The organism is Bradyrhizobium sp. CCGB01 (assembly GCF_024199795.1).
GTDB lineage: Bacteria > Pseudomonadota > Alphaproteobacteria > Rhizobiales > Xanthobacteraceae > Bradyrhizobium.
Genome location: NZ_JANADK010000001.1, coordinates 3,414,897 through 3,427,780, shown reverse-complemented (window position 1 = coordinate 3,427,780; position 12,884 = coordinate 3,414,897). Strand labels below are relative to the sequence as shown.

The 12,884-nt window shown below is 64.4% G+C and carries 12 protein-coding genes; 8 read left to right on the top strand and 4 right to left on the bottom strand.

Annotated elements, in window-relative coordinates; translation table 11 throughout:
- The first annotated feature begins 49 nt into the window (after nucleotides 1–49).
- The 4 genes from NLM25_RS15650 to NLM25_RS15635 all read left to right on the top strand — a co-directional run bounded on the left by NLM25_RS15650 (nucleotide 50) and on the right by NLM25_RS15635 (nucleotide 4,913).
- Nucleotides 50–1,543, top strand: a complete 1,494-nt coding sequence (locus tag NLM25_RS15650; protein WP_254137528.1) for an AMP-binding protein — start codon at nucleotides 50–52, stop codon at nucleotides 1,541–1,543.
- On the top strand, nucleotides 1,540–2,181 hold the full coding sequence (locus NLM25_RS15645) for a TetR/AcrR family transcriptional regulator (RefSeq protein ID WP_254117804.1): 642 nt from the start codon (nucleotides 1,540–1,542) through the stop codon (nucleotides 2,179–2,181). Before NLM25_RS15650 ends, NLM25_RS15645 begins: the two co-directional genes overlap by 4 nt.
- The gene (locus NLM25_RS15640) at nucleotides 2,178–4,088 is read left to right on the top strand and encodes an NAD(P)/FAD-dependent oxidoreductase (RefSeq protein ID WP_254137527.1); all 1,911 of its coding nucleotides are present in this window, start codon (nucleotides 2,178–2,180) and stop codon (nucleotides 4,086–4,088) included. The genes NLM25_RS15645 and NLM25_RS15640 overlap by 4 nt, the downstream gene beginning before the upstream one ends.
- Nucleotides 4,089–4,277: 189 nt before the next feature.
- Nucleotides 4,278–4,913, top strand: coding sequence for a 2-hydroxychromene-2-carboxylate isomerase (locus NLM25_RS15635; RefSeq protein WP_254137526.1), 636 nt, complete (start codon nucleotides 4,278–4,280; stop codon nucleotides 4,911–4,913).
- A gap of 91 nt (nucleotides 4,914–5,004) precedes the next feature.
- Here NLM25_RS15635 and ald read toward each other — a convergent pair whose 3' ends face one another.
- Nucleotides 5,005–6,120: an alanine dehydrogenase gene (gene ald / locus NLM25_RS15630; protein WP_254137525.1), complete on the bottom strand. Its 1,116-nt coding sequence runs from the start codon at nucleotides 6,118–6,120 to the stop codon at nucleotides 5,005–5,007.
- Nucleotides 6,121–6,253: 133 nt separating this feature from the next.
- Here ald and NLM25_RS15625 point away from each other — a divergent pair, with 133 nt between their 5' ends.
- The 3 genes from NLM25_RS15625 to NLM25_RS15615 all read left to right on the top strand — a co-directional run bounded on the left by NLM25_RS15625 (nucleotide 6,254) and on the right by NLM25_RS15615 (nucleotide 9,781).
- Nucleotides 6,254–6,733 (top strand): Lrp/AsnC family transcriptional regulator, encoded by a 480-nt coding sequence (locus NLM25_RS15625; RefSeq protein WP_254117800.1) that lies wholly within the window; start codon nucleotides 6,254–6,256, stop codon nucleotides 6,731–6,733.
- A 108-nt stretch (nucleotides 6,734–6,841) separates the two neighbouring features.
- Nucleotides 6,842–9,199 (top strand): Orn/Lys/Arg decarboxylase N-terminal domain-containing protein, encoded by a 2,358-nt coding sequence (locus NLM25_RS15620; protein ID WP_254137524.1) that lies wholly within the window; start codon nucleotides 6,842–6,844, stop codon nucleotides 9,197–9,199.
- A gap of 6 nt (nucleotides 9,200–9,205) precedes the next feature.
- Complete coding sequence (locus NLM25_RS15615) at nucleotides 9,206–9,781, top strand: GNAT family N-acetyltransferase (RefSeq protein ID WP_254137523.1); 576 nt, start codon at nucleotides 9,206–9,208, stop codon at nucleotides 9,779–9,781.
- A 3-nt stretch (nucleotides 9,782–9,784) separates the two neighbouring features.
- On the opposite strand, the gene NLM25_RS15610 is transcribed toward NLM25_RS15615, so the two are convergent.
- The gene (locus NLM25_RS15610) at nucleotides 9,785–9,997 is read right to left on the bottom strand and encodes a hypothetical protein (RefSeq protein WP_254117797.1); all 213 of its coding nucleotides are present in this window, start codon (nucleotides 9,995–9,997) and stop codon (nucleotides 9,785–9,787) included.
- Nucleotides 9,998–10,169: 172 nt separating this feature from the next.
- Here NLM25_RS15610 and NLM25_RS15605 point away from each other — a divergent pair, with 172 nt between their 5' ends.
- Nucleotides 10,170–11,111, top strand: coding sequence for an ornithine cyclodeaminase family protein (locus tag NLM25_RS15605; RefSeq protein ID WP_254137522.1), 942 nt, complete (start codon nucleotides 10,170–10,172; stop codon nucleotides 11,109–11,111).
- 69 nt (nucleotides 11,112–11,180) lie between these two features.
- Here the strand turns inward: NLM25_RS15605 and NLM25_RS15600 are convergent, their stop codons facing one another.
- Both NLM25_RS15600 and NLM25_RS15595 read right to left on the bottom strand, forming a co-directional pair.
- A complete protein-coding gene (locus NLM25_RS15600; RefSeq protein ID WP_254141189.1) occupies nucleotides 11,181–11,630 on the bottom strand; it encodes a flagellar basal body rod protein FlgC in 450 nt (149 codons plus the stop codon).
- A gap of 118 nt (nucleotides 11,631–11,748) precedes the next feature.
- On the bottom strand, nucleotides 11,749–12,798 hold the full coding sequence (locus tag NLM25_RS15595) for a hydroxyacid dehydrogenase (RefSeq protein ID WP_254137521.1): 1,050 nt from the start codon (nucleotides 12,796–12,798) through the stop codon (nucleotides 11,749–11,751).
- Between the last annotated feature and the right edge of the window lie 86 nt (nucleotides 12,799–12,884).

Sequence of the window (12,884 nt, the reverse complement as noted above, 5' to 3'; positions counted from 1 at the left end):
ATTCATGGTAGAGGGAAACGGGGCCGGCAATCGGCCGCGAAACCGCAGAATGATCAACCTTTCGAGCTTCATCGCATTCCATGCCCGCCGCACGCCGGAGCGGCCCGCGCTGAAATACCGCGGCGAGGAGATCTCCTATGCCGTCTTCGACGCGCGCATCCGGCACGCGGCCGGCTGGCTCGCATCGCAGGGCATCGGCGCCGGCGATGTCGTGGCGGTGCTGATGAAGAACAGCGCGGCATTCCTGGAGCTGGTCTTCGCGACCAGCCATCTCGGCGCGGTGTTTTTGCCGATCAACTTCCGCCTCTCGCGCGATGAAGTCGGCTACATCGCCGAAAATGCCGGCGCGCGGCTTTTGATTGTCGATGAAGAACTCGCTGCGAATGCAGCGGGCGCCAGGATTGTCGTGCTGAACGAAGCCGCGCAGCACAGCATCGCGCCGCTCGCGAGCGATGCAGCGCCCGCGCCGATGCATGTCCGCCAGCCATCCGACCTGATGCGGCTGATGTACACCTCGGGCACGACCGGCCGCCCCAAGGGCGTGATGCTCACCTACGATAATTTCTACTGGAAGTCGGCCGACCAGACCATCGCCCTTGGCCTCGGCGCCGACACGCGGCTTCTCGTCGTCGGCCCGCTCTATCACGTCGGCGCGCTCGACCTGCCCGGCATCGCCGTGCTCTGGCATGGCGGCTTCATTCACATCGAACGCAATTTCGAGCCGGAGACGGCGCTTGCGGCCATCGCGGAAGACGAGCTCAACGCCGCCTGGTTTGCGCCTGTGATGACCACCGCGATGCTCACCTGCCCCACGCGCGACCGCTACGACGTCTCAAGCCTGAAATGGGCGATCGGCGGCGGCGAGAAGACGCCGGAGCTGCGTATCCGCGCCTTCTCCGAATTCTTCCGCAATGCGCGCTACATCGATGCCTATGGCCTCACCGAGACCGTTGGCGGCGACACTTTCATGGAGGCTGGCCGCGAGATCGAGAAGATCGGCTCGACCGGGCGCGCCATCGCCCATGTCGAGATCGAGATCCGCGACGAGGACGGCAAAAAGCTGCCGCCGAATGTCAATGGCGAGATCTGCCTGCGCGGGCCGAAGATCACGCGTGGCTACTGGAAGGATCCTGAGAAGACCGCCTCCGCGTTCTTCGGCGACTGGTTCCGCAGCGGCGATGTCGGCTATCTCGACGACGACGGCTTTCTGTACCTGACCGACCGCAAGAAGGACATGATCATCTCCGGCGGCGAGAACATCGCCTCCTCCGAGATCGAGCGCGTCATCTACGACCTGCCTGAGGTGCGTGAGGTCGCCGTCATCGGCCTGCGTGATGCGCGCTGGGGCGAGCGGCCGGTCGCCATCGTCGTGCTCGCCGAAGGCGCGAGGCTCGAGCTCCCTGCCCTCACCGAGCACTGCCGTGCGCGACTGGCGAGCTTCAAGGTGCCGAAGGAGCTCGTCATCCGCGACAGCCTGCCCCGCAACCCCTCGGGAAAGATTCTCAAGCGCGTGCTGCGCGCCGAGCTGGAGATGCCTGAATGACGCAAGCCAACGCCAAGGTCACAAAACTCAACCGCGTCGAGCGCAACGCCTGGACCAAGCAAAAGATCTTTGACGCCGCGACCAAGGTCGTCGGCAAGCACGGCTACGCCGAAGCTTCCGTCGCCCGCATCACCGAAGAGGCCGGCGTCGCGCAAGGCACCTTCTACAATCATTTCGAGAACCGGCAGGAACTGCTCGACCAGCTGCTGCCGAAGATCGGCCTCGACATGGTCGAGTTCATCCGCGCCCGCACCGGCACGGCGGATGCGGCGCGGCAGGAGATCGCGCGCTTCTCCGCCTTCTTCGACTTCATCCGCGAGGTGCCGGAGTTTTTACGTATTCTCAACGAAGCCGAATTCTTCGCGCCCATCGGCTACCAGAAGCACCTCGACAACATCTCGGTCGCCTATGTCCGCATTCTGCGTCGCGCGCGACGCTCGGGCGCCATCGCGGATTACAGCGACGAGGAATTCGAGGCCATCGTCCACATGCTGATGGGCTCGCGCGGCTATCTCAGCCGCCGCTACTCCTATTCGGAAGGCGGCGTCACCGCCGTGCCCGATCACGTCATCTCCGCCTATCGCAAGCTGATGACGCGCGGCCTCTTCAGTGCATCCGGAGATCAGGACACGCCATGAACATCGCATCTCCTCAAAGGCCGCTCGACCTCGCCTCGGCAATCGCGGAAGCCGACATCCGCTGCCTGCTGATGGTGCTGGTGCACATGACGGGCGACGAGCGCTGGCTCGCGCCGCCGTACCTGCCCAAGCGCGACATCCGCCTCATCCCCGACCCCGAGGCCGGCGTGCCCCGGGAAGTCCAGGACGAGATCCGCGCCGCGGTGGTCAAGCTGTTTGCCGACGGCACGCCAAAACCCGTCATCAGCGATCCCGGCGAGGACCTGCTGCTGAAGATGATGCGCGCGTGCCTCGGCGAGAACGTCGCACCCGAATATGCGCCCTTGATGCGCGAAGAGATGGGCTTTGTGCCGCGCGAGCCGCGCTGGACCAAGCGTCCCTCGGACGAGAAGCTCGCCGGCCAGCACATCCTGATCGTCGGCGCCGGCGTTTGCGCCATCGCGCTCGGCGCGGCACTCGGCCATCTCGGCATCCCCTACACCATCATCGAGAAGAATGACGAGCTTGGCGGCACCTGGTGGATCAACCGCTATCCCGGCTGCGGCGTCGATACGCCGAACCACTCGTATTCGTATTCGTTCGGCTCGGGAAATGCATGGACGCGCTATTTCTGCCAGCGCGAAGAACTGCTCGGCTACCTGCTGAAGGTCGCGGACGAATACGGCATCCGCAAGCATCTGCGTGTGAATACCGAACTGAAATCATCGCGCTGGGATGAAGGCAAGCGGCGCTGGATCTCGACGCTCAAGACCAGGAACGGCGAAGAGACCTTCGAATCCACCGCGCTGGTCTCGGCCATCGGCCAGCTCAACGATCCCTCCCGCGCACGCTTCAAGGGCGAAGAGAGTTTCAAGGGAACGATCCTGCACTCGGCACTGTGGTCCGGCGAGATCGATATCGACGGCAAGCATGTCGCCGTGATCGGCACCGGCGCGACGTCGATGCAGCTCGTTCCGTCCATTGCCGGCCACGTTGCCTCGGTCACGGTCTATCAGCGCAGCGCGCAATGGGCGCGGCCGGTGCAGGGTTATTCCGATCCGATCACGGAGGGCGCGCGCTGGCTGCTCGCTCATCTGCCGTTCTATGTGCAATGGTACCGTTTCAACATGTTCTGGCGTTACGGCGACGGCCTGCTGCCCTTCCTGCGCAAGGATCCGGCCTGGCCGCACCCGGAGCGCGCCGTCAACAAGGGCAATGACCGGCACCGTCAGGAGCTCACCGATTTCATCCTGTCCGAGTTGAAGGACCGGCCCGACCTGATCGAGAAATGCGTGCCGACCTATCCGCCCTATGGCAAACGCATCCTGCTCGACAACAACTGGTTCAAGACGTTGACGCGGGACAATGTCGAGCTCGTCACCGACACGATCGGTCATTTCGATCAGAGCGGCATCGTCACCGCGGATGGCAAGCACCGCCCCGCCGACATCATCGTGGTCGCGACCGGCTTCAAGGTGACGGAGATGGCCGCGCGCCTCAATATCAGCGGGCGCGAGAGCAAGGATCTGCGCGAAGCCTGGGCCAACGACAATCCGACCGCGTATCTCGGCCTCACCGTGCCTGGTTTCCCCAACTTCTTCTGCATGCTCGGCCCGAACTCCGGGCCCGCCCACGGCGGCAGCGTCATCTTCCAGTCGGAATGCCAGAGCCGCTACATCTCCGCTTGTCTCGCCGACATGATCGAGCACGATGTCGCGGCCATCGACGTCCGCCAGGACGTGCTCGACGACTACGTCCGCAAGGTCGATGCCGAGCACGAGACCATGATCTGGACCCATCCGGGCATGAGCACCTACTATCGCAATTCAAGCGGCCGCGTGTTTTCGGCGATGCCGTGGCGGTTCGTGGACTACTGGCGCATGACGCACGATCCCGATCTGGGGCAGTACAGGCTGACGAAGGCGTGACGCGTTGATCGCGCCGCGGCGACGGTGCACCCTCTCCCCTTGTGGGAGAGGGTGGCTTCGCAACAGCGAAGCCGGGTGAGGGGTTGTCTCCGCGAATGCAACTCCTCACGTATGGATGCAACCCCTCATCCGGCGCTTCGCGCCACCTTCTCCCACAAGGGGAGAAGGGAAGAAGGAAGGAGGCCGCCTATGCCCAAGCCAGTCGTCCGCATCTACACCGACTACAAGAGCCCTTACGCCTTTGTCGCCAACAAGCGCCTGTTCAAGCTCGAGGAGACGCATGGCGTCGAGCTCGAGTGGCTGCCCTATACGCTGCGCGTCGCCGAATTCATGGGGACGGTCGAGGAGCGCACGCCGCATTTCTGGCGCAAGGTGCGCTACGCCTATATGGACGCGCGGCGCCATGCCAATGCGCAGGGGCTCGTCATGAAGGGGCCGCGGCGGATCTACGACGCCTTTTACTCCAGCGTCGGAATGCTGTTCGCACAATCCCACGGCTTCTTCCGCGCCTACCATGACACGGTGTTCCGCAAGTTCTGGAGCCACGAGCTGGAGATCGACGATCTCGCCGCGGTCACCGATGTCATTACGTCGTGCGGCGGCTCGGCGAGCGAGTTCGAAGCCTACGTTACCGGCCCTGCCCGCGACGAGCATGACCGCATCATCCTTGATGCCGAGGCGCTCGGAGTGTTCGGCGTGCCGACCATGGTGTTCAACGGCGAGCTGTTCTGGGGCGGCGACCGCATCGACATGCTGATCGAGCGGATCGAGAAGCCCGAGACCATCGCGGCCGCGCTCGGCAGCCGCCACCGCAAGCCGGCATAACCCGCTAAAGCGCGATCTTCATCGCGCTTTAGATGTGTTGTTTAAACATGATCTGATCGGAAAACCGCTGCGCACTTTTCCGGATCATGCTTTACGCCGCCAGCCCGCTCTCCACCGGCGCAAAATCCATCCCGAGGCTTTCCGCCACCGCCTTGTTGGTGACGCGGCCGCGATGCACGTTCAGCCCGTTGCGCAAATGCGGGTTCTCCAGCACCGCAGCAAAACCCTTGTTCGCGAGCGACAGGCCGAACGGCAGCGTCGCATTGTTCAGGGCCTGGCTGGACGTCACCGGCACCGCGCCCGGCATGTTGGCGACGCAATAATGCACGACGCCGTCGACCTCATAGGTTGGATCGGTATGCGTGGTCGGATGCGAGGTTTCGAAACAGCCGCCCTGGTCGATGGCGACGTCGACCAGCACGGCGCCCGGCAGCATCGATGTCAGCATCGCGCGCGTAACGAGCTTCGGCGCGCTGGCGCCCGGCACCAGTACCGCGCCGATCACGACGTCGGCGGCAAACACTTCCTGCTCGACCGACTCGATCGTCGAGAAGCGGGTGCGCACGCGACCGATAAAGAGATCATCCAGTTGGCGCAGGCGCGGAATCGAGCGGTCGATCACCGTGACTTCCGCGCCAAGGCCAGCGGCCATGCGCGCGGCCTGCGTCCCGACCACGCCGCCGCCGAGCACGACGACCCGAGCCGGCTGCACACCGGGCACGCCGCCGAGCAGCAGCCCGCGGCCGCCAGCCGATCGCTTGAGCGCGGCGCCGGCGGCCTCGATAGCGAGGCGGCCGGCGACTTCGCTCATCGGCGCAAGCAGGGGGAGGTGACCGGCCGCGTCGGTGACGGTTTCATAGGCGATCGCAGTGCAACCGGAAGCGAGCAGGCCCTTGGCCTGTTCCGGATCCGGCGCAAGATGAAGGTAAGTAAACAGTATCTGGCCTTCGCGGAGCTGGACCCATTCGCTTTTCTGCGGCTCCTTCACCTTCACGATCATCTCGGAGGTCGCGAAGATATCGCGTGCGTTCTCGGCAATCGCGGCCCCTGCCCGCCGATAGACGTCGTCGGACGCACCAATGCCGCTACCGGCACCGGTCTCGACCGTCACCTGATGCCCGGCCGCCACATATTCGCGGACGGCGCCCGGCGTCAGCCCGACGCGATATTCCTGCACCTTGATCTCCCTGGGCACACCGACGCGCATCTTCAGCTCCTTTTGATTCCCCCCACGATCGTAACGGCGTGGCCGGTTTGGTTTCGTGCAAATATCCGCTAGTTTCGCCACGTGCGCGCCGGTTTCGGTCGCGGAAGTGCCCTTTCACGCTGGAAACAAAACCTTGGCCCTCGACCGGAAAGACCTCGCCATCCTCGCGGAACTCACCACCAATGCGCGGGCCAGCCACACCGACCTCGCCAACAAGGTCGGGCTCTCGAGCACGGCGCTGGCGCGGCGGCAGAAGGCACTGGAGGACGACGGCTACATCCAGGCCTACCAGGCTGCGCTCGATCTCGCGCAATTCGGCCTCACCACGACCGTGCTGGTCCGCATCGCTTTGGAGAGCCAGAGCGACGAGGCGCTGAAGGCGTTCGAGACCGAGGTGGTGAAATGCCCCTCCGTCGTGCGCTGTTTCCTGATGTCCGGCACCGACGACTACATCCTGATCGTGCTCGCCCGAGACATCCAGGATTTCGAGCGTATCCATCGCACCGAGCTGTCGCGCCTGCCGCGCGTCGCCCGGGTGCAATCGAGCTTTGCGCTGCGCGAGATCGTCAACCGCGCGGTGCCGACGGTGGTGTTCGGCGAGGCGAAACGGTAGCTGTTCCCGCTCCCTCACCAACCCGGCGGAGGTCGATCTGCGCCACTGTCATAGAACTGTCATCGAAAGTGCCGAGACCTGCCAGTCTCTGCATCTTCGGGACACGCCATGGACTATTTCAAGCGCTTCAACTTCCTGTTCGCCGCACCTGTGTTCGACACCGACGACCTGGAAGGCATCCGGTTCAACCAGATCATCGAGGAGATCCAGCGCTCCGGCTTCGAGGTCGTGAGGGCCCGCAGACTGGAGGACGCCGAGATCGCGGTGCAGACCGACGCCGCGATCGGCTGCATGGTGGTGGACTGGGGCAAGAAGGGCCTCGAAGGGAAGACCTCGGCGCTGATCAACCTGATGCGCCGCCGCGGCCTCGACTTTCCGATCATCCTCCTGATCCGGCGCAAGCGCTTCGAGGATCTGCCGGTCGAGGTGCTCGACTTCATCGACGGTTACGTCTTCCTGTCCGAGGAGACGCCTACCTTCATCGCCAAGAATTTGATCAGCCGGCTCAAGCAATATGCCGAGACGCTGAAGACGCCGTTCTTCGGCGCGCTGGTCGACTATGCCGAGGAAGGCAACCAGCTCTGGACCTGTCCGGGTCACAATGGCGGCGTGTTCTACAACCGCAGTCCGATCGGCCGGGTCTTCGTCGAGCATCTCGGCGAATCCGTGTTCCGCGACGACCTCGACAATTCCGTGCTCGATCTCGGCGATCTCCTCACCCATGAGGGACCCGCGCTGAAGGCGCAGAAGGAAGCCGCCCAGATCTTTGGTGCGGAAAAGACCTATTTCGTGCTCAACGGCACCTCGACCTCGAACAAGGTCGCGCTCGGCGCCCTCGTCACCGACGGCGACCTCGTGCTGTTCGACCGCAACAACCACAAGGCTGCCCATCACGGCGCGCTGATGATCAATGGCGGCATCCCGATCTACGTGCCGACCATTCGTAATGCCTGGGGCCTGATCGGCCCGATGCGCTGGGACATGCTCGACGAAAAGGCACTGCGCGAGGCGGTTCGCAACCACCCGCTGGTCACGGACAAGGAGGCCTGGCGCAAGGAACGGCCGTTCCGCGTCGCCGTGGTCGAGCAGTGCACCTATGACGGCTCGATCCACAGCGCCGAGATGATCCTGAAGCGCATCGGCCACCTCTGCGAATACATCTTGTTCGACGAGGCCTGGGCCGGCTTCATGAAATTCCACCCGCTCTATGCCGGTCGCTTCGCCATGGGGCTGGCGAACCTTCCCCCTGAAGCGCCCGGCATCATCGCGACGCAGTCCACCCACAAGCAGCTCGCGAGCTTCTCGCAGGCCTCGCAGATCCACATCAAGGACCGCCACATCCGCGGCCAGAAGCGGCGCGTCGAGCATCGCCGCTTCAACGAAAGTTTCATGCAGCACGCCTCGACCTCGCCGTTCTATCCCCTGTTCGCCTCCCTCGACGTCGGCGCGCAGATGATGAAGGGCCGCTCCGGCGAAGTCCTCTGGGACGACACGATCCGGCTCGGCATCGAGCTGCGCAAGAAGATCCGCGCGATGCGCCGGGAGTTCGAGGAGAAGGAGCAAAATCCGGATCGCCGCTGGTTCTTCGAACCCTTCGTCCCCGATCGTGTCGCCATTCCCGACGTCAGCCGTCCCGGCGCCGCGCACAACGTCGCCTGGGAGACCCTCTCCACCGACGAACTCGCCACCAATCCGGCACTGTGGCAGCTCTCCCCCGACAGCACCTGGCATGGCTTCCCCGGCCTCAGCGAGGGCTTCGCCATGACCGACCCGAACAAGCTGACGCTGCTCACGCCCGGCTTCGATCGCGCGACCGGCGCGTATGCCGAGCACGGCATCCCCGCGCCGGTCGTCGCGCAATATCTGCGCGAGAACCGCATCGTCCCTGAAAAGAACGACCTCAACTCCCTGCTCTTCCTGCTCACCCCTGGGGTCGAGGCGAGCAAGGCCGGCACGCTGATCTCGGGCCTTGTCGCATTCAAGAGGCTACATGACGACAATGCCTTGCTGGCCGACGTCATCCCCGAATTTTACCAGCGGCGCCAGGCCCGCTATGCCGGCGTGCGACTGCGCGATCTCTGCGGCGAGATGCACCGCTTCTTCCGCGCCGCCGACGTCAGCGCGCTCCAGGCCCGGCAGTTCATGCCCGAGCACATGCCTGAGATCGCAATGTCGCCCCGCGATGCGGCGCGCTATCTGTTCAAGAACGATGTCGACTATCTGCCGATCGAGGCGATCGCGGGCCGCATCGCCACCACGCCCTTCGTGGTCTATCCACCGGGCATCGCCACCATCGTGCCCGGCGAGCGGCTGACCGAACGGGCCAAGCCCATGGTGGACTATCTCAAGATGTTCGAGACCTGCTTCAACACGTTCCCGGGGTTCGATGTGGAAATCCAGGGCGTCTACAAGGAGATCGATGCGAACGGCCGCATCGGGCTCTATACTTACGTCGTTGCCGAGTAGGTGCCGATGAACGAAACAGCTGCGCGCGCAAGCGACGAACCGGTCCAGGTCAGGCCCTCGCGCGAGAGCGATGTGGAGGCGATGCTGGCGATCTACCGCCATCACGTCCGCAATGGCGTGCCGCGCGATGTCGAGGGAACCGGCGCGCCCGAACCGGACGATCTGCGAGACCGGCGCAAGAATTTGAAGCAGACCCGCCTGCCGCACCTGGTCGCGACCTTTCGCGGCGAGGTGGTCGGCTATTCCTATGCGGTACTATTCCGCAAACGCCCGGCCTATCGCTACACGGCCAAGCACTCAATCTATGTCCACCACGAGCATCTTGGCCGCGGGGTCGGACGGCTTCTGCTCCAGGAACTGATCGACGCCTGTGCGGCGGCCGGCTTCCGCCAGATGATCGGCTATATCGATGCCGACAACGCGCCATCGCTGGCGCTGCACGAGAAGTTCGGTTTCGCGCGCGCCGGCCTGCTCTCCGGCGTCGCCTATCGCCACGGCCGCTGGTCCGACACTGTGATGGTGCAGCGATCTCTCGGCGCGGGAACGACGGCGCCCCCGCCGCTCATCGCGCCGGGCCGGTAGGCCTCACGACGGAAAGTCGGCCGGTCTCACCTGGATGCGGTCGGCATGCAGCGACCAGTGGTGCAACGCCTGGTCCTTGCAGAATTTTGCCTTCGCCCGCTCCGTGGCTTCGTTCTCGTCGGTGGCGTCGATCTCGAGCGTGCCCTGGCAAACCTCGATCTGGCGACCGTACTGGCCGAGCACGTCCTTCATGAACCTGACGACATAAGTTGACATGGGACCTCCTGCCTGCGCCGGCCTGCCCGTCGGCACTCTAGTCCCATTTAGGCCGGATGGGGGAAGGAGATTTTGACGCGGATCAAAACCAAGGAGCCCGGACGGAAGATTCATTGCGGAACTCGCCGCGCGGGTCTAAGGGCAACTGCCGCTCGTCCATGAGGATTTCACCTTGCAATTTGTCTCCGATACCGAAGTGACGAGAGTTCTGACCTTTCCGATCCTCATTGCCGCCCTGGAAGACGCGCACCGCCGGCCGAAGATGGAGGTGCTGGATGCCTTTCTCGGCGGCGAGAAGGCGCAATACGTCATCCGCAGCGCCGTCGATCCCGGCCGCTACATGGCGAGCAAGATGTTCACCAGCTTTCCGGCCAATCTGGCGGAAGGGAAGATGCCGGCGGTGCAGGCCGTGTGCGTGCTGTTCGACGGCACCAATGGACGGCCGCTGGCGGCGATGGACGGGACCGAGATCACGCACTGGCGCACCGCGGCCGACTCCGCGCTGGGCACGAAACTGCTCGCGCCGCCCAATCCCGAGACGCTGCTTTGCGTCGGCGCCGGCGAGATGTCCGAATGGCTGATCCGCGGGCATCGCACCGTGCGGCCGTCGCTGCAACGCGTGTTGATCTGGAACCGGAGTCCGGATCGCGCATCGGAACTCGCGCAGCGACTGGCGGCGGACGGTGTCAGGGCGGAGACCATCACTGATCTCGACGCCGCGACGCGCGAGGCCGAGATCATCACCACCTGCACCCGCGCGCATCAGCCGCTGATCAGGGGCCGCAATCTGCGGCCGGGCACGCATCTGGACCTGGTCGGCGGCTACACGCCGCAAACGCGCGAGGCAGACGACGAGGCAGCAAAGCTGTCGCGTGTCTTCGTAGACAGGCGTGAGTCCGCCTTCCACGGCGTCGGCGACATCCTGCAGCCGATCGCCAGCGGCGCGATCAGTGAAGCTGATGTTCTTGGCGACCTCTACGATCTCGCCGGCGATCGCGTACAGGGACGCACGTCACCGTCCGACATCACGTTCTTCAAGAACGCCGGCGGCGGCCATCTCGACCTCATGACCTGCGAGGCCGTGTTCAAGCAGCTCGGCACAAAATTGGGGTAGCGGCCCCCAGCGTCACGCCGGTGGCGGCGGACGAGCGAGGGCTGGCGAGACAGGGTCCGACGTCAGCGATCACGCCTTGATGTCGAGTAGTGTGTCTTCCGTCTCGGCGTAAGCTTGAATGACCTTCGCATTCGCAATGAAGCTGTACTTTGCGGTCGCCAGCTCAACGAATTCGCCAGCGAGATCGACATTCGGCGCTGCGACCAGGCCGTCCTGGTTTGCGAAGGGAGCACCTGGGTCGGATTGTGCGGTAAAGCTCGGCGACACCGTCGATACCGTCGCGATCGTGCCGCCGGGTGTCGAGCCGCTCGATTGGGAGACCTGATCGACTCGCAACGGCACGTAGGCCGCGGGAAACGTCGGACCAATGCCGGGACCGCTGGCACCGGCCGACGCGCTTGATCCGCCTGACGCAGGTAGCGGGCCGGTCGTGCTGACATTGGCGATGTTGCTCGCGGCCACGTTCACACGCAAACTCGCCGCGGAAAGTCCGGATGTCGCAATCGATAATATGCTCATGTCCCCTGATCTACAGGACAAGTCATACGCGATCACTCACGCCATCGGTAAAATGCGCCGCTTTCTGCTTTCATCCCGATAACCAACGATGGGAGCGCGATCGGACTTCGCGCGCTCCCTACCCGGGCATCACGCCAAAAGCCTGCTTGAAGCGCTCGGCATAGCGCGGCCACACCTCGGGATTGATGATGCGCGGCGGACGTTTGCCGTCGAGCGTCTCGAGCACCTGCTCGGCAGCGATGCGGCCCATGTTCTGGCGCGCCTCGATCGTGACGCCTGCGGTATGCGGGCTCGCCAGCACGTTGTCGAACTGGAGCAGCGGATGCTCCGGCGGCGGCGGCTCCTTGGACCAGACGTCGAGGCCGGCACCGGCAATGCGCTTGTCGCGCAAGGCCTGAAGCAGCGCGTCCTCGTCGTGGATGAAGCCGCGTGCCGTGGTGATGAAGTAGGCATGCGGCTGCATCAGCCCGAATTCGCGCACGCTGATCATGTTGCGGCTTCCCTTGTTGAGCGGACAGGAGATCGAGACGAAATCGGCGCGGCGCAGCAGCTCGTCGAGTTCGACCTTCTCCCCGCCCCGCTCGGCCATCACCTCGGCCGACAGATACGGGTCATAGGCAAGTACCGTCATGCCGAGCAGGCCCTTGCAGAGCGCGGCGATGCGGCGGCCGACATTGCCGAGGCCGATGATGCCGACCGTCTTGTGCTCGACCTCGTTGCCGACGAGGTCGTTGCGGTTGACGTCGCGCTCGCGGCGCAGGCGGCGGTCGGACTGGATGATGCGCTTCGACAGCGTCAGCATCATCGCCAGCGCGTGCTCGGCGACGGAATGGGCGTTGCCGCCGGACTGGTTGACGACCACGACGCCCGCGTCCGTGCAGGCCTCGACGTCGACGGGATCGAAGCCCGCACCATTGCTGGAGACGAGCAGCAGGTTCGGCGTGCGCTTCAGGAAGGCGGCATCGACATGAAAATGCGGGGCCAGCTCGTCGCGGGCGGCGCCGATCTGATAGACGTGGGCCGCGCTCAGGATCGGCGCGTAGAAGTCTTCGGGGCTCTCGTTCTCGATGCGGTCGAGCCGGACGTCGGGCCGCGCCTTCAGGATGTCGATATAGATCGGATTGGCCAGATATTTGACGTAGAAGACGCGCTTGCTGTTGACGGACATCAGGACCCTTCCGGCTCTCTCATGGAGACCCGCAAGGCCAGCGCACCCGCGCCCCGTCCATGCGTCCCTCCCGTTTTCTCGTTGTC